The sequence below is a fragment of the Streptococcus sp. oral taxon 431 genome (assembly GCF_023115445.1).
Taxonomy (GTDB): domain Bacteria; phylum Bacillota; class Bacilli; order Lactobacillales; family Streptococcaceae; genus Streptococcus.
Window position 1 is genome coordinate 24,696 of sequence record NZ_JALDUI010000015.1, and the last position, 19,288, is coordinate 43,983.

Here is a 19,288-nt window from a genome sequence, read left to right on the forward strand (position 1 = left end):
CCTAACATATAAGGAGAAAATAAAACATGAAACTTAAAAAACGTTTGATTGGAGCGGGTTTGACACTTGCTGCTACGGTCCTATTGACAGCATGTGGCCAGTCAGCATCAGACGGCAAAACATACTCGTCTACCTTTGGTGCAGATCCAACAACCTTCAACTATCTCTTGGACTACGCTGGTGATAACACTGCTATTGTAACCAACTTGGTAGATGGTTTGCTTGAAAATGATAACTATGGAAACCTCATTCCTGCCCTTGCAGAAGATTGGAGTGTTTCTAAGGATGGTTTAACTTATACCTACAAACTTCGTCAAGATGCCAAGTGGTTTACAGCTGACGGTGAAGAATACGCTCCCCTTAAAGCACAAGACTTTGTAACTGGTATCAAGTACGCTGCTGATAATAAGGGTCAAGCCCTAGACTTGATTCAGAACTCTATCAAGGGCTTGGATGATTATGTAACAGGTGCAAATACTGACTTCTCAAATGTTGGGGTCAAAGCCTTAGATGACTATACTGTCCAATATACCTTGACACGACCAGAACCATTCTGGAACTCAAAAACAACCAACAGTATCTTATTCCCTGTAAACGAAGAATTCCTTGCTTCTAAAGGTAAAGACTTCGGAACCCTGAAATCAGATAGCATTCTTTATAGCGGACCATATTTGTTAAAAGATTTTACATCTAAGTCTTCTATCGAATATGTGAAAAACCCACATTACTATGACCAAGAAAAAGTAACGATTGAAAAGGTAAAATTGGCCTACTTTGATGGTTCAGACCAAGACTTGACAATTCGTAACTTTGAAAGTGGTGCTTACTCATCTGCAGGTGTTTATCCAAATAGCTCAAACTTCGCTAAGACCAAGGAAAAATACAAGGACAATATCGTTTATAGCTTGCAAGATGCAACATCTTGGTACTATAACTTTAACGTCAACCGTGGTGCTTATAACCACACTGCAAAAACAAGCGATGAGCAAAAACAAGCAACTCAAGCTGCAGTTTCGAACAAAAACTTCCGTCAGGCAATTAACTTCGCCATTGATCGTACAGCTTACTCAGCTCAATCAAACGGTGAAGAAGCAGCTAAGAACACTCTTCGTAACTCGCTTGTACCACCAACTTTCGTACAAGTTGGAGACAAGACTTTTGGTGAAACAGTTGCTTCCAAATTGGTCAACTATGGTACACAATGGTCAAATATGAATCTTGAAGATGCTCAAGACGGTTATTTCAATAAAGAAAAAACACAAGCCAAGTTTGCAGAAGCTAAAAAAGAATTAGAATCCCAAGGTGTGAGCTTCCCAATTCATTTGGACTTGCCTGTAGACCAGGTTAACAAGACCTTGCTTTCTGGAACAAACTCAATTAAACAATCAATCGAATCAACGCTCGGTTCTGAAAATGTAGTGGTTGATGTTATCCAATTGTCGACAGATGATTATACAAATGCAACAGTTCAAGCACCAACTCCAGCTGATCATGACTATGATTTGAACTTGGATGGATGGTCAGCTGACTACCAAGATCCTTCAACTTACCTCAATCCTTTCAACGCTGAAGATGGATTCTATCTCAAGATTTTAGGACTTGATCCAAGCAAGGATGCTGATAAGATTACAAGTATCGGTTTGGACCAATTTACTCAAAAATTAAAAACAGCAGATGCAGAAAATACAGACGTAGCGAAACGCTATGAAAACTACGCAGATGCACAAGCTTGGTTGATTGATAGTTCCCTTCTAATCCCAGTTGTGTCAAACGGTGGTGGAGCTTCGGTGACACGCGTGACACCATTTACACGTGCTTACTCACTAGTTGGTATCAAAGGAACTGGAAGCAACTACAAGTACATGAGATTGCAGACAGATGTTGTTACAAGCTCTCAATTTGCTGAAGCCAAGGCTAAATGGGAACAAGAACGTAAAAATTCTGTCGAGAAGAGTCAAAAAGACTTTGAAAGTCACGTGAAATAAGTTTAAGAAGATAGGTTGGGTAAAAACTCAATTTGAAAATGAAATTGAGTGAAGCTTTCAAGTATAAAATGCATAGTATAAAGTTTTTGAACACTTAATACTATGTGTTTTTTTATTTTGAAGACTTTTACCCTGCCTCTTGTTTTTTTATTATAGTAGATTGAAATAAGGTATGAACAGAAAGGTTAGGAAAGTCAAACTAATTTCTAGAAATATTTTTAGCAGTTGTAGTGCACTGTTCTAGATTCAATCTACTATAATTTCTAAAAATGTTTTAGAATTCGTAGCGTACTATTCTAAGTTCATTTTACTATAACGATAAATCTTTGCTGCGATAGCGGGTTGTTTTTGAGACTCTAAAAGGCTATTTTTGTAAAACCTTGAGTTTTTCTAGTTAAAATCTTCCACTTTCTTGGTAATTATTGAAAGTTTTAGGGTGTGAGAGTATGGTATTGAGAACTTGTCAACTGATTTCTATCTCCTGGTATTTTTGTTGGCAGTCTTCTTTCAAAAAAAGATATGAGGCATTTAATGATTGAAATATAGTATTTTTGGTTTTGAGGTGAAATAAAACGGTTGCAATTCAGGTGTTGATAGCATCCGGTGTTAGTTTGTGATATAATAGAAATAAAATAATTAATAGAGGTGTAAGGTGGGGAGACGTTTAAAAGAAAATAAAACGAGCAAGTTTCAGCAAAGTTTCAATATTATTTTGTTGTTTCTATATATAGTGCTTACTTGTTTTTTGCTGTTTTTAATATTCAGATATCATATCTTAGCCGTTAGTTATTTCAATCTTATTCTAGCAGCTATTATGGTGTTCATTGCGCTAGTAGCTTTATTTTTAATATCAAATAGAAAAGCTAAGAAGTTTACTTTAATCATGCTCTTGCTATCTATTGTAGCTAGCTCACTAGCCTTGGTTGGAGTTCATCAGTTCGTTAGTTTGGCCAATCATTTAAATGCAACATCTAACTATTCTAGTTACTCCATCAGTGTTGCAGTTTTGGCGGATAGTGAGATTGGTAATGTGTCCCAACTATCCAGTGTGACAGCTCCGACAAAAACAGATGCGGAGAATATCAAAAAATTGCTTGATGATATTAAGACAAGTCAGAATAAAGACCTAAAGGTTGAGGATAGTTCTTCTTACCTTGCGGCTTATAAGAGTCTCTTAGCTGGAGAGACCAAGGCAATTGTTTTGAATAGTGTCTTTGAAAATCTGATTGAACAAGAGTATCCAGATCACGCCAAAAAAATCAAGAAAATTTATACCAAAGAACTAACCAAAACTGTTGAGGCACCTAAGTCTTCTCAAAACAAGGCTTTTAATATCTATATTAGTGGGATTGACACATACGGACCGATTAGCTCCGTTTCTCGTTCGGATGTCAATATCATCATGACGGTTAATCAAGAAACCAAGAAAATTCTCTTGACAACGACCCCTCGTGATGCTTACGTGCCCATAGCTGATGGAGGCAATAACCAAAATGATAAATTGACCCATGCAGGTATTTATGGTGTGGATGCTTCGATTCATACTTTGGAAAATCTTTATGGAATTGACCTAAATTACTATGCACGACTCAACTTCACCTCCTTCTTGAAATTAATTGATCTCTTAGGTGGTGTCGATGTTTATAATGACCAAGAGTTTACATTACTTCAAGGGAAATATCACTTCCCTGTTGGGAATGTCCACCTAGACTCTGAGCAGGCCCTAGGCTTTGTACGTGAGCGTTATTCATTAGCAAACGGTGATGGAGATCGTGGACGTAACCAACAGAAAGTCATTTCGGCTATTATCCAAAAACTAACTTCGACAGAAGCTTTGAAGAATTTTGATGGTATTATGGAGAGCTTACAGGATTCTGTCCAAACCAATATGCCTCCTGAAACAATGGTTAGCTTAGTGAATACCCAACTAGCAAGTGGAGGGAAATATACTGTTATCACTCGAGATTTAAAGGGAACTGGTCGTATGGGTCTTCCTTCCTATGCTATGCCTGATAGTGAACTCTATATGTTAGAAGTTGATCCAAACAGCCTAGAGACACTCAAAACAGAAATTAAAGATATCATGGAAGGAAAATAAGATGATTGATATCCATTCACACATAGTTTTTGATGTAGATGATGGTCCTAAGGATAAGACAGAAAGTATAGCGCTTCTGAAGGAGGCCTATGCTCAAGGAGTCCGTACCATCGTTTCGACTTCCCATCGTCGAAAGGGGATGTTTGAAACACCAGAAGAGGATATATTAAGAAATTTTAAAGTTGTCAAGGAGTTGGCTAAAGAGGTTGCTCCTGATTTAACCATCTTGTATGGAGCAGAGATTTATTACAGCAGTGATGCTTTAAACAAATTAGAGAATCAGCAGATTCCACAACTAAATGGCACCCGTTATGCCTTGATAGAATTCAGCATGAATACCCCTTATCGTGAAATCCATAGCGCATTGACCAATGTTTTGATGTTGGGAATAACCCCTGTTATTGCCCATATAGAACGTTATGATGCTTTGGAAAACAACGAAAAAAGGGTGCGAGACCTCATCAACATGGGATGTTATACACAGGTCAACAGTTCGAGTATCCTTAAACCAAAATTGTTTGGTGATACTTATAAATTCATGAAAAAACGGGCTCGCTATTTCTTAGAGAGGGATTTGGTTCATATAGTTGCTAGTGATATGCACAATCTAGACGGTCGCCCTCCTTATATGAAGGAAGCCTACGAAATAGTGAGTAAAAAGTATGGCCAAGATAAGGCTCGGGAACTCTTTATATTAAATCCCGAAAAAGTCATTAAAGATCAAATTATTTAGGAGTTATAATGAAAGAAAAAGATACTATTGAAATCAATGTTATTCAGTTGTTAAAGGCACTATGGAAAAAGAAACTGCTAATCCTTCTTGTAGCCATCGTAGCAGGAGCTGCTGCATTTGCATATAGTAGTTTTGTTGTTAAACCTGAGTATAGAAGTACAACTCGGATCTATGTAGTTAATCGAAACCAAAGTGATAAACCGGGATTGACAAATCAAGATCTACAAGCAGGAGCTTACCTGGTTAAGGACTATCGTGAGATCATTCTTTCCCAAGATGTCCTAGAGAAAGTAGTTGCTGATCTTGGCTTAAACATTAATGCGAAAATATTAGCTAAGAAGATTCAAGTAACGGTTCCCGCAGACACACGTATCGTATCTATTTCAGTTAGTGATCACAAGCCTGACGAAGCAAGTCGAATTGCAAATGCTCTTCGAGATGTTGCGGCACAAAAGATTATTGCGGTCACCCGTGTTTCTGACGTAACTACCTTGGAGGAAGCACGTCCAGCAACTGGACCGTCTTCACCAAATATTCGTCGAAATACCATTATGGGAGTTGTAGCAGGTGCAGGATTAGTGATTGTAGTGGTCTTGTTGCTTGAACTATTTGATGATCGTGTCAAACGTCCAGAAGATATTGAGGATGTTATGAAAATCTCACTCCTTGGAGTCATTCCAGATTTTGATAAATTAAAGTAAGGGAGAACCTATGGCAAAGTTAGAATTAACAAAACAAAAACTTGATTCTGCCAAAAAAGCAGAAGAATATTACAATGCTTTACGTACCAATATACAGTTGAGTGGAGATAACTTAAAGGTTATAACGATTTCCTCTGTTGAACCAAGCGAAGGAAAATCGACAACTTCTACAAATATTGCCTTGGCTTTTGCGCGTGCAGGCTACAAGACACTCCTGATTGATGCTGATATCCGAAATTCAGTTATGTCTGGAGTATTCAAGTCAAGAGAACGAATCACAGGTTTAACTGATTATCTTGCTGGTACGCAAGATTTATCCCATGGTCTTTGTGAAACAAGCATTGATAATTTATTTGTGATCCAATCAGGGTCACCTTCTCCAAATCCAACAGCTCTTCTTCAAAGTGCCAATTTTGGATTGATGATTGAAACACTACGGAAATATTTTGACTATATTATCGTTGATACGGCACCGATCGGAGTCGTAATCGATGCAGCCATTATCGTGCAAAAATGCGATGCATCGATTTTGGTTACAGAAGCTGGTGGAACAAAAAGAAGAGATGTTCAAAAAGCTAAGGTTCAGTTAGAACAAACAGGGATCCCATTTTTGGGGATTGTTTTAAATAAATTTGATGTTAAACGAGAAAAATATGGATCTTACGGTTCTTATGGGTATAAATAGTTTGTGATGTTTTTACGTGAGTATACCACCAGTTTTTCCTTTGGAGTTCATTTGATTTCTGATTTTAAAAAAGTCAATGGTATTTCGCTTGTGAATTCAATGAAAAAGGTTGGTTGTCTAAAAATATAGTTTGATTACTTCAGGCGTAGTTTAATAGTGCAATTGTTTCTGATGTTCTAAGTTGTTTGGGATAACGTTAGCTTCACGAATATTCAAATGTTATGAGTGAGGGACTAGCAACGCTGATAGAATGAAATTTTATAGATGTAGTAAAAAATTATCTGTTATATTCAGATAAAATAAATTACCTTTTCAGAAGTTAATTGAATCACCAATAACATGCTGATTTTTGTAGTTGCATGAACTGCCCAATTTAATTCGCTAAATTGGAATAAGATGAAAATTGAATTTATAGTGAGAGATAGTTTATGTATAGTATAATAAAACGATTAGGAGATATTTTTTTGTCTTTAATAGGCGTAATAATATTATGTCCGCTTTTTATAATAATTGCAATCGCGATTAAGCTTGATTCAGAAGGTCCAGTAATCTTTAAGCAGAAACGTTTTGGACGTTATAAGAAATCGTTCTATGTTTTAAAATTTAGAACAATGAAGGTAGAGTCGCCCAAATATGTGGCTACTCGAGATTTACACAACTCAGAACAGTGGATTACTAAAGTAGGAAGTTTTTTAAGAAAAACATCTTTAGATGAATTACCTCAACTGTGTAATATTCTTGTTGGTAATATGAGTATTGTGGGTCCTAGACCAGTAGCAATAAGTGAACTGGATGTTATAGAAGCTAGAGAACAGTACGGTGCAAATGATATTTTGCCAGGATTGACTGGATGGGCGCAAATCAATGGTCGGGACAATTTGTCGACAGATGTGAAGGCAAGATTGGATGGTTATTATGTGCAACACAGATCATTAACAATGGATATTAAATGTATAGTGAGAACAATACCTTATGTACTGAAACGTAAAGGAATTGTAGAGGGGAGTAAAAGAGGAAGTTAGGTTGCTACAATGAAAATTTTATTTGTTTGTCAGCATTATAAACCGGAACCTTTTAGGTTGTCAGATATTTGCGAGGATCTAGTTCAGAGAGGTCATGAAGTTGCTGTTTTAACAGGAATTCCTAATTATCCTGAAGGTGAAATATATGCGGATTATCGGAATAAAAAAAAGATGAGAGAAACTATAGAAGGCGTTGCTGTTTTTCGTTCCTATACGATTCCAAGGAGGAAAAGCACCTTATATCGCGTATTGAATTATTTTAGTTTTGCTATCAGTTCGTCGATAGGAGTTCTACTGGGAAAGTATAAAGCAAAAGATGGAACGGAATTTGATTGTGTCTTCGTAAATCAATCATCTCCAGTTATGATGGCATGGGCTGGTATGGTTTATAAAAATAAGTATAAGAAGCCCCTGTTTCTATATTGTATGGATGTTTGGCCAGATAGTTTAACTGTAGGTGGAGTGAAACAAGATGGCTTGATTTTCAAGTTGTTTAAATTTATCTCAAAAAAAGTTTATCGAGCTAGTGATTATATATTTGTCACTAGTCCATCATTTAAGAATTATTTTGTGCAACAATTTGATATATTAGAACAAAAGATTACTTATTTGCCACAATATGCAGAAGATCTTTTTATCCCTGATGAATCGAGAGTTAATAAAGAAAGTGTTGACCTAACTTTTGCTGGTAATATTGGTAAAGCACAAAATTTGGAAACTATTTTGAAAGCTGCTAGTTTGATAGAAAAGAATACCAATTTACCCAAGAAAATTCATTTTCATTTTGTTGGAGATGGTACGGAATTGCTAAGTATGAAAGCCTTAGCTCATGAATTGGAGTTGAAGAATGTTTCCTTTTATGGAAGACGTTCTTTGGAAGAAATGCCTATCTTCTATAAAAAATCAGATGCTATGTTAGTTTCTTTAATAGGAGACTCGATAGTTTCTCGTACTATACCTGGGAAAGTACAATCTTACATGGCGGCAGGGAAACCAATTATAGGTGCAATTTCAGGAGATACTAAAACAATTGTAGAAGAAGCAAAGTGTGGCTTTGTCAGTCCCGAACAAGATGTGGAACAATTGGCAAAAAATATATACAAATTCAGTATGTTATCTATAGAGGAACAAAAGGAATTAGGAAAGCAAGCTCGTTGTTACTATGAAAAGCACTTTTCAAAAGAACAGTTTATGTTCGAACTGGAGACATATTTAGAGAGGAAAAGTAAGAAGGAATAACTTAATGAGAGTACTGTTTATACTATCTGATAATATATATCTAACTCCTTACTTCAATTTTTATAAAGAATTATTGAAGAAACTGTCTATTGATTATGATGTTATATATTGGGATAAAAATATTAATGAGATTATTACAAAACAAAACTATTATCGTATTTCTTTTTCTGGTAAGGGAAAATTGAGTAAGATATTAGGTTATGTAAAATTCAGAAAAGCAATTAAAAAAAAGCTAAAAGAAAATAATTATGATGTGATATTACCTTTGCATAGTATTGTGTCTTTCATTTTAGCAGATGTTCTTCTCTTTTTCTTTAAAAATAGATATATATATGATATTCGTGATTACAGCTATGAAAAATTTTTGGTTTATCGTTTAGTTCAGAAACAGCTGGTAAAAAATTCTCTTATGAATATTATTTCTTCAGAAGGATATAAAATTTTTTTACCAAAAGGAGAGTATTTTACTACTCATAACCTCCCAAATATGATAGATCTAAACGAAGTAAAGCAGTTGAAAAATAATTGTACGTTTCCGATTCAACTTTCTTACATTGGCTTAATTCGTTTTCAAGAACAGAATAAAAAAGTTATTAATTTTTTTGCAAATGATAGTCGATTTCAGTTGAATTTTATAGGGACTAATGCAGAAGAATTAAGGGAATTTTGTCAAGAAAAAGATATAAGAAATGTTAATTTGGTGGACACATTCCAGCCAAAAGATACCTTATCTTTTTATAAGAATACAGATGTTATTTTGAATTTATACGGGAATCATACTCCCTTATTAGACTATGCTTTGTCTAATAAACTCTACTTTGCTGCATTGTTATATAAACCTATCTTAGTTTGTGAAGATACTTATATGGAAAAAGTGTCGATAGAGAATGGTTTTGGTTTCGTTTTACCTATGAAGGATGAGTCAGAAAAAGATTACTTGGTTTCGTATGTTCAAAACCTTGATAGGAAAAAGCTAATTAAGAATTGTGATAGCTTTATGGATAGAATTAGTTTAGAAAAACAAAAAACAGAAATAGAATTAGAGAAGCGAATCATAAGCTTAAGGAAGAAGAATGATTAAAGTATTGCATCTATTTACAACATTGGATAGTGGTGGAGTAGAAAGTTTTCTATTTAACTATTATTCTCACATTGATAGAAAAAAAATTCAATTTGATTTTATTGTGCCTGGAGAAGAACAAGGTTTTTTAGAGGATAAAATAAAGGAATTGGGAGGAAGAGTTTATCATGTGCCTCTATTAAGGGAAAAACCTCTACAGCAATTTCTCTCTCTTGTTAGAATAATAAAGAAAGGAGATTATGATGTAGTTCATTGCCATGGCTATAAATCTGCAATTGGTCTTATTTTATCGAAAATAATTGGCTGTAAAATTAGAATTATTCATAGTCATATGGCTTATGTAACAGAAAACAATTTTCAAAAAGTATTGCGTAAATTAATAACGATTTTGGTTAAAATACTAGCAACTCATTGGTTTGCATGTGGGGAAGATTCGGCTAAATGGTTATATGGAGAGACAGCGTATAAAAACGGAAAAGTTGAAATTGTTTTTAATGCTATTGATTTGAAAAAGTATCAATTTTCTTCAGATGTTAGAAAAAAATGTCGTAGAGAATTGGATGTGTCAAATAAATTCGTACTAGGGAATATAGCGCGCCTATCAAATCAAAAAAACCAAAGTTATTTATTTAGTATTTTAAAAGAGCTCATTTTAATCAAACCAAATGTTATGTTATTGTTAGTTGGTAATGGCGAGGATGAACAGAGATTAAAACAGGAAGTCTTAGAACTAAATCTAACCTCATATGTGCTATTTTTAGGCAGAAGAACCGATGTTTCCGATTTATTATCTGCAATGGATGTTTTTTTGCTTCCGTCTAAATATGAGGGATTACCTGTTTCACTAGTAGAGGCTCAGGCATCGGGATTACAAATTTTATCGTCAGATACGGTAACGCAAGAAGTAAATGTGACCCAAAATATTAGTTACTTACCTATCACCGAAGAGTCTGTACTTCTTTGGAAAGATAAGGTGCTGTCTTTAACATCTGAGGAGAGCAATCGTTTTACAATAAATGACAGTATGACAGATGGTCCCTACGATATTTGTTATCAAGCTAGTAAATTATTGAATCGTTATCAAGAAATGTGCGTAATAAAGGAGATATAGATGCAGACAAAGTATATTTGTAGAGTTACACTAATGGTATTAAGTTTTATATTTGCTTTCTGTTACTTGTTGTGGACTCTTGATAATTGGGATAATGGTTTCCTTATATCTAATTATGTCCCATCTATATTTTTTTGGGTTTGTTTTCTAATTATTTTTCAAATTACTGGTTTTATTTTACGAAAAGTTAGCATATATGATTTTTCTGTATGGTATCTGATTTTATCTTATTTTTTTATGTTTGGATTAATTTTCAATGAGTATATGGGGTTTCAGACTACTCTACTGTGGAGTCCTAGTCACTTCTATAACAATGAAGAGTTATTTCATTCATACATTTTTATAATTTGGATCTTGTTTTGTTATTCTGTAGGTTATTTATTTTTTTATAGTGATGGAAAGGTACATTATCATTCAGAAGTGCAAAATTATCAGGAAGATGAAGAGAACTTTTTGTACAATGCGGGTAGGATTCTAACAGGAGTGGGCTTTATTTCAAGGGTAATAACAGATTCTAAAACAGTACTAACAGTTAGAGCGGCGAATAGCTATTCAGCATATTCAGAGGCAGCTAGTTCAGGAATAATAGACGATTTAGGAGTGCTTATGCTTCCTGGTGTATTCTCCTTGTTTTATTCAGATAAGCTGTCCCGAGTTATGAAGCGTACTATTTTTTGGGTAGTGTTGTTTTACTTAATTTTGATAATGATTCTAACAGGAAGTCGTAAAATCCAGGTATTTTCAATCTTGGCGTTGATTTTAGTATACACACAATCTTTAGGGATTACTTTTTCGAAGAAAAGAGTGCTTGCATTTTTAATAGCAACTGTATTTCTATTAAACGTATTAGTTGTTATTAGGGGGCACCGTTTTGACTTAAATACCATAGGAACATACTTATTTGATTCCTTTTCTTCATTAGATTTTGTAAAAAATATACTAGGGGAAGTATTTTCAGAGTCGGGATTGACCAGCCTAACAGTAGCTTCTGCTGTAACTGTTGTTCCTAGTAGCATTCCATATGAATATGGGATGACATTTCTACGCACTATTCCATCAATTTTTCCTATTGGATGGTTAGTTGGTGATTTTTTTGATAAAGCATCAGCGACGGTTGTTATTAATAAATTTTTGGGGTTACCTGTAGGTTCTTCTTTTGTGGAAGAATTATTCTGGAACTTTGGTTACTATGGTGGCGTTTTTTTGAGTTTTGTTTTGGGAATATTTAGTGGATGGCGATTAAATTTTAGGGCTTTTCAAACAAGTAAAATCTCAAAAGTGATTTATTTTTCGGTGATTTCTCAACTATTGCTTTTAGTGAGAAGTAGTTCAATAGATGTTTATCGTCCTATTATGTATAGTTTGATTATGATATTTATTTTTAGGAGGTTGAAAAAATAGTGGTGAAAAAAATTATGTTACATGGTGCAACGGATTATGGTTCAAGTAACTACGGTGATTATCTTTACGGTGAGATTGTCTATGATTTATTAGAATCTAAAGGATACGAAGTTTCTTTTTATAATCCATCAGATTTCTTTCAAACGTATTTGAAAGAATATCGTCAAAAACAAGCGTTTACTAAAAAACAAGCAGATGCTATTTTGTATATTCCAGGAGGATATTTTGGAGAAGGGCATAATGCACGTTTTCGTGATAATTTAATCCAATTTAAGCGATTTTTACCTTTGGGAATTTGGGCTTCATATTTTAAAAAGCCTATAGGAGTTGTAGGTATTGGTGCAGGGCCTAATAACGATTCTTTGATGAATTATGGTATAAAGAGAATTATTAACAATGCTCAATTTATTACAGTTCGTGATCGAGAATCATTTGATTCTTTGAAGAGTTTGTCTCCTTCGGCTCCAGTGTATGAAGCTTTTGATTTAATTGTTTCAAGTAAATTAAGAGAAGAAAAAACAGAGCAGTTGTATCAATTGAAAAGAGAATCCAAGGATAGAAAGATAATTCTTGTTCACTATAATCATTCCAAAGAGGCTCTTGAAAAATTTGCAAAATCAGTTAATCTTTTTCTAGAAAACCATCCTAACTATTATGTTGTAGTAACTTCTGATTCCATTCTACCTTATGAAGACGAATATTATCAGGAATTTAGAAAATTAGTTAGAACTGAGGATTGTTTTCAATTCAGGTATCATTCTCCTGCAGAAATGACATCATTGTTGAAAATGGTCGATGTGGTTTTAACTTGTAAATTACATGTTGGAGTAGTGGCAACATGTTTTAATAAATCTGTGATTGCTATTGCATGCCATCCAGAAAAAACAGCACGTTATTATGAAGCTATTGGAGAGTTGCAACGTTGTGAATCTTTATTTGATTCAAGTGTTAGTAATATTGTAGAGAAACTTGAAACTTTTCATTTAAAACCAATAAAAATACCTTCAGAATTGGTGTTGAAAGCGAGAAGTAGTTTAGACTATTTAGATCTTTTTTTGGAAGGACTAGTTCGTGAAAGTTGATAGAATTTCATTTATAAAAAATACAAGTTCTCTCTACATTCTGAATATTGTTAAATTACTATTTCCTTTATTAACACTTCCCTATTTAACAAGGGTGCTTTCACTAGATGCGTATGGAATGGTTACTTATGTTAAAGCGTTAATAGCTTATGTTCAACTAGTGATTGATTTTGGTTTCATGCTGTCAGCTACAAAAAACATTGTGAATGCTTGTGCTAATCCCTCAAAGATTGGAAGGATAGTTGGAGATACTCTAGCCGAAAAAATATTTTTATCTATCATTTCGATTCTAATTTACAGCATACTGATGTGGCAAATCCCAATAATGAGAGAGAATATTCTTTTTTCAGTTCTTTATTTGCTGGCGACTGTGACTAATATTTTTATCTTTGACTTTTTATTTCGTGGAATTGAAAAAATGCATGCAGTTGCAATTCCTTATGTTGTTTCTAAAACTATCATTACAATTTTGACATTTATTGTAGTCAAAGATGATTCTTCTATTTTATGGATTCCGATATTGGAAGGAGTCGGGAATTTAGTTGCTGCAGTAGTTTCTTACGGCTTCCTTCATCATTATGGAATCAAATTATCATTTTCTGACCTCCCTGTTTGGGTTAAAGATTTAAAGGAATCATCTATTTATTTTTTATCTAATTTTGCAACTACTATTTTTGGTGTGTTTACAACAGTTATTTCGGGTTTTTATTTACAGAGTCAAGAGATTGCCTTTTGGGGGATAGCACTGCAACTGCTTTCGGCAGCGAAATCTTTATATAATCCTATTGCTAATAGTTTATATCCGCATATGATACGTACCAAAGATATACAATCTGTTAAGAAGATTAACCGAATTATGCTTGTTCTGATTATCTTTGGAGTTTTGATTGTTTTGTTCTTTTCAAATCAAATTCTTTCTATAATTGGTGGTGAAAAATATACAATTTCAGCAGATTTTCTTAAGTATTTATTACCCGCTTTTGTTGCTAGTTTTTATTCTATGATATACGGATGGCCTGTCTTAGGGGCTATTGATAAAGTGAAAGAAACTACAATGACAACTATATTAGCTTCAATTGTCCAAATTCTGGGATTAGGAATATTTATCTTGTCTGATAATTTTAGTTTAGTAACATTAGCTATTTGTTCAAGTATGTCTGAGGTGGTGTTATGGATTAGCCGTTATCTAATTTATTTTAAGAACCGTTCATTATTTGTTAGGAGTAAGTAAATATATGAAAAAAGTAGTTGTAGTGTTTGGAACTCGTCCAGAAGCTATCAAGATGTGTCCTTTGGTCAAAGAGTTAAGAACACGTAAGAATATTGAAACATTAGTTTGCGTTACAGGCCAACACCGTCAAATGTTAGATCAGGTCTTGGACACATTTGGAATTATACCTGATTTTGATTTATCTATTATGAAAGATAAACAAACTTTATTTGATGTGACCATTGGCATTTTGGAAGGAATGAAGACTATTTTAGAGTCAGAAAAACCTGATTTAGTGTTAGTTCATGGGGATACAAGTACGACATTTGCTAGTTCACTGGCGGCCTTTTATTTACAGATTCCAATTGGTCATGTTGAAGCTGGTTTGCGTACTTACGATATCTATTCACCTTATCCTGAAGAGTTTAATCGTCAAGCAGTAGGGGTTTTGGCTCAGTATCACTTTACCCCAACACAACTTTCGAAAGATAATCTTTTGAGAGAAGGAAAAACTCCAGAGAGCATATTTGTGACAGGTAATACGGCAATTGATGCTTTACAAACTACAATTCAAGAGGACTATACGCATCCTGAGTTAGAATGGATAGGAGAAAGCAGGTTTATTCTAATTACAGCTCATCGTCGTGAAAATCTTGGTGAACCGATGAGACATATGTTTAGAGCAATTAGAAGGATTATTGAAGAATATCCAGATGTCAAGGCTATTTATCCTATTCATATGAATCCTCGTGTTCGCCAAATTGCTGAGGAAGAATTAAGTGGCTGTGAACGTATCAAGATGATCGAACCTTTAGAAGTATTAGATTTTCACAACTTTTTATCAAGAAGTTATCTAATTTTAACAGATAGTGGGGGTATTCAAGAAGAGGCTCCAAGTTTAGGAAAACCTGTTTTGGTTATGAGAGATACAACTGAACGTCCAGAGGGAATTGAAGCAGGGACTTTGAAACTTGTAGGTACTGATGAGAATAATATTTATAGGCATTTTAAAGAATTATTGGAAAATGATTCAGTTTATCAAGCTATGAGTCAAGCTTCAAATCCATATGGAGATGGAACAGCTTGTAAGAAAATTGCAGACATACTAGAAGGAGAAGTGTAATATATGTCACAATTTACAGGAAAAACTCTCCTAATTACAGGAGGGACAGGTTCATTTGGGAATGCGGTTCTCAAGCGTTTTTTAGAGACAGATATTTCAGAGATTCGTATTTTTTCACGAGATGAAAAAAAACAGGATGATATGCGTCATGAATTTCAGGTAAAAGTACCAGAAGCGGCTGGGAAAATCCGTTTTTACCTAGGAGATGTGCGTGACTTGGCTTCAGTGAAAAATGCTATGCATGGTGTGGATTATGTGTTTCATGCTGCTGCTCTTAAACAAGTACCTTCTTGTGAATTTTTCCCTGTAGAAGCGGTAAAAACTAACATTTTGGGAACGGAGAATGTCCTCACTGCGGCTATCGAAGCTGGTGTAAAGCAAGTTATTTGTCTTTCTACAGATAAGGCGGCTTATCCTGTCAATGCTATGGGAACATCCAAGGCTATGATGGAAAAGATTGCTGTTGCTAAGTCCCGGACGGTAAATTCTGAGCATACAAAGATATGTGTGACTCGCTATGGGAATGTTCTATGTAGCCGTGGATCTGTAGTTCCTCTTTGGATTGAGCAAATTAAGCAAGGAAATGCTCTTACAATTACTGAACCTAGCATGACACGTTTTGTCATGACATTGGAAGAAGCAGTAGACTTGGTCTTATTTGCATTTGAAGAAGGGAAATCTGGAGATATACTAGTTCAAAAAGCACCCGCATGTACGATTGAAGTGTTGGCTAAGGCTGTATCAGAAATTTTTGCCTCAGAACAAGATATTAAGATTATAGGTATTAGACACGGAGAAAAAATGTATGAAACACTATTAACTAATGAAGAGTGCGCAAATGCAATTGATTTGGGTGATTTTTATAGAGTTCCTAGTGATAATCGTAATCTTAACTATGATAAGTATTTCAAAGATGGTAGTACAAATAGAAATTTGTTGACAGAATTCAATAGTAATAATACTGATTTGATGGATGTAGAGCAAGTTAAAAGAAAGTTGCTAGAATTAGATGAAATACAGACAGCAATTCGTCACATGGTAGCAGATGACGAAAAGAGCAAATGATGTGAAATCTTTTAAGATACATTAAAGTTTTGAAGGATGTGTAATGTGTCATTTCATCGTCGAGAGAGTTGACTATTAAAATAGCATATAATGATATAAAACAAGGGGGGACGCATGATTAAAAATGTTTTAATCACAGGAGCGAAAGGATTTGTAGGAAAAAATCTTATCTGTACTCTGGAAGCTTTGAAGGATGGGCGAGATAGAACTCGTCCTAATTTAGAGATTGGAGAGATTTTTCAATATGATCGTGATACAGATCCGATTTTATTAGAAGAATATTGTAAGAAAGCCGATTTTGTATTCCATTTAGCTGGCGTCAATCGTCCACAGAATCCTGATGAATTCATGGAGGGTAATTACGGTTTTTCCAGTAGACTATTAGAGATTTTAGAAAAGTATGAGAACACTTGTCCTGTTCTACTCTCTAGTTCTACTCAAGCTAGTTTAGAAGGCCGATTTTCAAACTCTGTATATGGACAATCTAAGCTAGCAGGGGAAGAACTATTCTTCGAATATGGAAATAAAACGGGAGCACCTGTCTTAGTTTACCGTTTCCCAAATCTGTATGGGAAGTGGTGCCGACCTAACTACAATTCTGCTGTAGCAACTTTCTGTCATAATCTAGCTCACGATTTACCTATTCAGGTAAATGATCCAAGTGTAGAATTGGAGTTGCTGTATATTGATGACTTGATACAAGAGTGTCTAACTGCATTGGAAGGAAATCCTCATCGTTGTAATTTAGATGGATTACAAATCTTACCTAGCCCATCAGGAAACTACTGTTATGTACCAACGACTCATCGTGCAACCCTAGGAGAGATTGTAGCTCTATTAGAAACATTTAAAAAACAGCCTGATAGTTTAGTTATGCCTGAAATTCCTCAAGGATCCTTTGAAAAGAAATTGTATTCTACCTACTTATCTTATTTACCAGTAGATAAGTTTAAGTTCCCTCTAAAAATGAATATAGATGAACGAGGTAGTTTCACGGAACTATTAAAAACGGAAAATGCGGGTCAATTTTCTGTCAATATTTCTAAACCTGGCATTACAAAAGGGCAACATTGGCATCATTCTAAGTGGGAATTTTTCATGGTTGTTTCTGGTCGTGCTTTAATACAAGAGCGTAGAATAGGACTGGATGAAAACGGGCAAGAGTATCCTATTCTGAACTTTGAAGTGTCGGGCGATAAGATTGAAGCAATACATATGATACCGGGCTATGCACATAATATTATTAATCTTTCTGATACAGAAAATTTAGTTACTGTAATGTGGGCTAATGAGTCATTTGATCCTAGCCGTCCAGATACTTTTTTTGAACAAGTGGAGAAATAAATGAAAATTAAGACAGATTATAGTGATATTCACTTTAAAGATAATGGAAAACTTAAGTTATTGATTATTGTGGGAACACGTCCTGAGATTATACGTCTAAGTAGTGTTATCACTAAATGTCGAAAGTATTTTGATGTTATTTTGGCACATACTGGACAAAACTATGATTATAATTTAAATGGTATTTTCTTTGATGATTTAGGTTTAGACTCTCCAGATGTATACATGGATGCTGTTGGAGATGATCTTGGTGCTACTGTAGGGAATATTATTAATACTTCATACAAATTGATGAATCAAATTAAACCAGATGCTTTATTGATTTTAGGGGATACAAATTCTTGTCTATCAGCTATTGCTGCCAAGCGTTTACATATTCCGATTTTTCATATGGAGGCTGGCAATCGCTGTAAGGATGAGTGTCTGCCCGAAGAGACTAATCGTCGGATTGTTGATATTATTTCAGATGTTAACTTAGCATACTCTGAACATGCTCGAAAGTATTTACATGAGTGTGGTTTACCTAAAGAGCGCACGTACGTAACTGGTTCTCCTATGGCAGAAGTGTTACATAAAAATTTATCTGCCATTGAGTCTTCAGATATCCATGAACGTTTGGGATTGAAAAAAGGAGGATATATCCTACTTTCAGCTCACCGTGAGGAAAATATTGATACAGATAAAAATTTTCTCTCTCTCTTCACAGCAATTAATAAATTAGCTGAAAAGTATAATATGCCAATCTTGTATTCTTGCCATCCTCGATCTAAGAAAAGATTAAAAGAGAGCAGTTTTGAATTAGATAAACGTGTGATTCAGCATGAGCCACTAGGATTCCATGACTATAATTGTTTACAAATGAATGCATTTGTTGTAGTATCTGATTCAGGAACTTTACCAGAAGAAAGTAGTTTCTTTACTAGTCAAGGCTATCCATTCCCAGCTGTATGTATTCGTACAAGTACAGAACGCCCTGAGTCCCTAGATAAGGCAGGATTTATTTTGGCAGGTATTGATGAAAATTCTCTTCTTCAAGCAGTTGAAACTGCTGTTAGCTTGGCAGAAGATGAGGATTTTGGCTTACCTGTACCAGACTATGTTGAGGAAAATGTCTCTACTAAAGTTGTTAAGATAATACAGAGCTATACAGGGATAGTGGATAAAATAGTTTGGCGGAAAAGCTAAGTTTTATATTTCATTTTATTAGCTAAATTTTAGGTTAGTTTGTCCAAAGGAATTCTTTAGGTGACTTGCAGATCGATTATTTTTTAGGATTATTGCTAATTAAATTTTCAATGAAAGTAAGTTCTTTAGGATTCGTTTTCTTTGTTCCATAGGAAATGCGTCAAACAAGGGGGGTGAATTCTTTCTATGTTATTTGCTGCGATGGAAAGAATTTTACAAACAA

16 protein-coding genes are annotated in these 19,288 nt (G+C 34.6%); all 16 read left to right on the forward strand.

Features of this window, described 5'->3' with window-relative positions; genetic code table 11:
- Window positions 1-26: 26 nt before the first annotated feature.
- A complete protein-coding gene (locus M1R56_RS07965) occupies window positions 27-1,985 on the forward strand; it encodes a peptide ABC transporter substrate-binding protein (RefSeq protein ID WP_248035547.1) in 1,959 nt (652 codons plus the stop codon).
- A 652-nt stretch (window positions 1,986-2,637) separates the two neighbouring features.
- The gene (locus M1R56_RS07970; RefSeq protein ID WP_248035549.1) at window positions 2,638-4,083 is read left to right on the forward strand and encodes an LCP family protein; all 1,446 of its coding nucleotides are present in this window, start codon (window positions 2,638-2,640) and stop codon (window positions 4,081-4,083) included.
- A gap of 1 nt (window position 4,084) precedes the next feature.
- Entirely contained in the window at window positions 4,085-4,816 is a 732-nt protein-coding gene (gene cps4B, locus M1R56_RS07975) for a capsular polysaccharide biosynthesis protein Cps4B (protein WP_248035555.1), read from the forward strand.
- Between the two features lie 8 nt (window positions 4,817-4,824).
- On the forward strand, window positions 4,825-5,517 hold the full coding sequence (locus M1R56_RS07980) for a Wzz/FepE/Etk N-terminal domain-containing protein (RefSeq protein WP_248035558.1): 693 nt from the start codon (window positions 4,825-4,827) through the stop codon (window positions 5,515-5,517).
- Window positions 5,518-5,527: 10 nt separating this feature from the next.
- Complete coding sequence (locus M1R56_RS07985; RefSeq protein ID WP_248035562.1) at window positions 5,528-6,202, forward strand: tyrosine-protein kinase; 675 nt, start codon at window positions 5,528-5,530, stop codon at window positions 6,200-6,202.
- Window positions 6,203-6,630: 428 nt separating this feature from the next.
- On the forward strand, window positions 6,631-7,224 hold the full coding sequence (locus tag M1R56_RS07990) for a sugar transferase (protein ID WP_248035565.1): 594 nt from the start codon (window positions 6,631-6,633) through the stop codon (window positions 7,222-7,224).
- Window positions 7,225-7,233: 9 nt separating this feature from the next.
- Complete coding sequence (locus M1R56_RS07995) at window positions 7,234-8,463, forward strand: glycosyltransferase family 4 protein (RefSeq protein WP_248035568.1); 1,230 nt, start codon at window positions 7,234-7,236, stop codon at window positions 8,461-8,463.
- Window positions 8,464-8,467: 4 nt separating this feature from the next.
- Window positions 8,468-9,544: a capsular biosynthesis protein gene (locus tag M1R56_RS08000; protein ID WP_248035571.1), complete on the forward strand. Its 1,077-nt coding sequence runs from the start codon at window positions 8,468-8,470 to the stop codon at window positions 9,542-9,544.
- Window positions 9,537-10,655: a glycosyltransferase family 1 protein gene (locus M1R56_RS08005; protein ID WP_248035574.1), complete on the forward strand. Its 1,119-nt coding sequence runs from the start codon at window positions 9,537-9,539 to the stop codon at window positions 10,653-10,655. The genes M1R56_RS08000 and M1R56_RS08005 overlap by 8 nt, the downstream gene beginning before the upstream one ends.
- Entirely contained in the window at window positions 10,656-12,056 is a 1,401-nt protein-coding gene (wzy, locus tag M1R56_RS08010) for an O-antigen polysaccharide polymerase Wzy (protein WP_248035580.1), read from the forward strand. It begins immediately after the preceding gene.
- A 2-nt stretch (window positions 12,057-12,058) separates the two neighbouring features.
- Entirely contained in the window at window positions 12,059-13,138 is a 1,080-nt protein-coding gene (locus M1R56_RS08015) for a polysaccharide pyruvyl transferase family protein (protein WP_248035583.1), read from the forward strand.
- Window positions 13,128-14,369, forward strand: coding sequence for an oligosaccharide flippase family protein (locus tag M1R56_RS08020; protein WP_248035585.1), 1,242 nt, complete (start codon window positions 13,128-13,130; stop codon window positions 14,367-14,369). Before M1R56_RS08015 ends, M1R56_RS08020 begins: the two co-directional genes overlap by 11 nt.
- Before the next feature lie 4 nt (window positions 14,370-14,373).
- Window positions 14,374-15,471: a UDP-N-acetylglucosamine 2-epimerase (non-hydrolyzing) gene (cps4I, locus tag M1R56_RS08025; RefSeq protein WP_248035589.1), complete on the forward strand. Its 1,098-nt coding sequence runs from the start codon at window positions 14,374-14,376 to the stop codon at window positions 15,469-15,471.
- A 3-nt stretch (window positions 15,472-15,474) separates the two neighbouring features.
- Window positions 15,475-16,536, forward strand: coding sequence for a nucleoside-diphosphate sugar epimerase/dehydratase (gene cps4J / locus M1R56_RS08030; protein WP_248035592.1), 1,062 nt, complete (start codon window positions 15,475-15,477; stop codon window positions 16,534-16,536).
- Window positions 16,537-16,650: 114 nt separating this feature from the next.
- Window positions 16,651-17,880 carry a capsular polysaccharide biosynthesis protein CapF gene (gene cps4K / locus M1R56_RS08035; RefSeq protein WP_248035595.1) on the forward strand — a complete coding sequence of 410 codons (1,230 nt, stop codon included), beginning with the start codon at window positions 16,651-16,653 and terminating at the stop codon, window positions 17,878-17,880.
- Window positions 17,881-19,065 carry a UDP-N-acetylglucosamine 2-epimerase (non-hydrolyzing) gene (gene cps4L / locus M1R56_RS08040; protein ID WP_248035597.1) on the forward strand — a complete coding sequence of 395 codons (1,185 nt, stop codon included), beginning with the start codon at window positions 17,881-17,883 and terminating at the stop codon, window positions 19,063-19,065.
- Window positions 19,066-19,288: the final 223 nt, after the last annotated feature.

Excerpts from the sequence above, each read along its gene's own strand:
- M1R56_RS07990 (WP_248035565.1), top strand. The coding sequence starts at position 6,631 with ATGTATAGTATAATAAAACGATTAGGAGATATTTTTTTGTCTTTAATA.
- cps4J (WP_248035592.1), top strand. The coding sequence starts at position 15,475 with ATGTCACAATTTACAGGAAAAACTCTCCTAATTACAGGAGGGACAGGT.
- M1R56_RS07985 (WP_248035562.1), top strand. The coding sequence starts at position 5,528 with ATGGCAAAGTTAGAATTAACAAAACAAAAACTTGATTCTGCCAAAAAA.
- M1R56_RS07965 (WP_248035547.1), top strand. The coding sequence starts at position 27 with ATGAAACTTAAAAAACGTTTGATTGGAGCGGGTTTGACACTTGCTGCT.
- M1R56_RS07980 (WP_248035558.1), top strand. The coding sequence starts at position 4,825 with ATGAAAGAAAAAGATACTATTGAAATCAATGTTATTCAGTTGTTAAAG.
- M1R56_RS08000 (WP_248035571.1), top strand. The coding sequence starts at position 8,468 with ATGAGAGTACTGTTTATACTATCTGATAATATATATCTAACTCCTTAC.
- M1R56_RS07995 (WP_248035568.1), top strand. The coding sequence starts at position 7,234 with ATGAAAATTTTATTTGTTTGTCAGCATTATAAACCGGAACCTTTTAGG.
- wzy (WP_248035580.1), top strand. The coding sequence starts at position 10,656 with ATGCAGACAAAGTATATTTGTAGAGTTACACTAATGGTATTAAGTTTT.
- cps4L (WP_248035597.1), top strand. The coding sequence starts at position 17,881 with ATGAAAATTAAGACAGATTATAGTGATATTCACTTTAAAGATAATGGA.
- cps4I (WP_248035589.1), top strand. The coding sequence starts at position 14,374 with ATGAAAAAAGTAGTTGTAGTGTTTGGAACTCGTCCAGAAGCTATCAAG.
- cps4K (WP_248035595.1), top strand. The coding sequence starts at position 16,651 with ATGATTAAAAATGTTTTAATCACAGGAGCGAAAGGATTTGTAGGAAAA.
- M1R56_RS08005 (WP_248035574.1), top strand. The coding sequence starts at position 9,537 with ATGATTAAAGTATTGCATCTATTTACAACATTGGATAGTGGTGGAGTA.
- cps4B (WP_248035555.1), top strand. The coding sequence starts at position 4,085 with ATGATTGATATCCATTCACACATAGTTTTTGATGTAGATGATGGTCCT.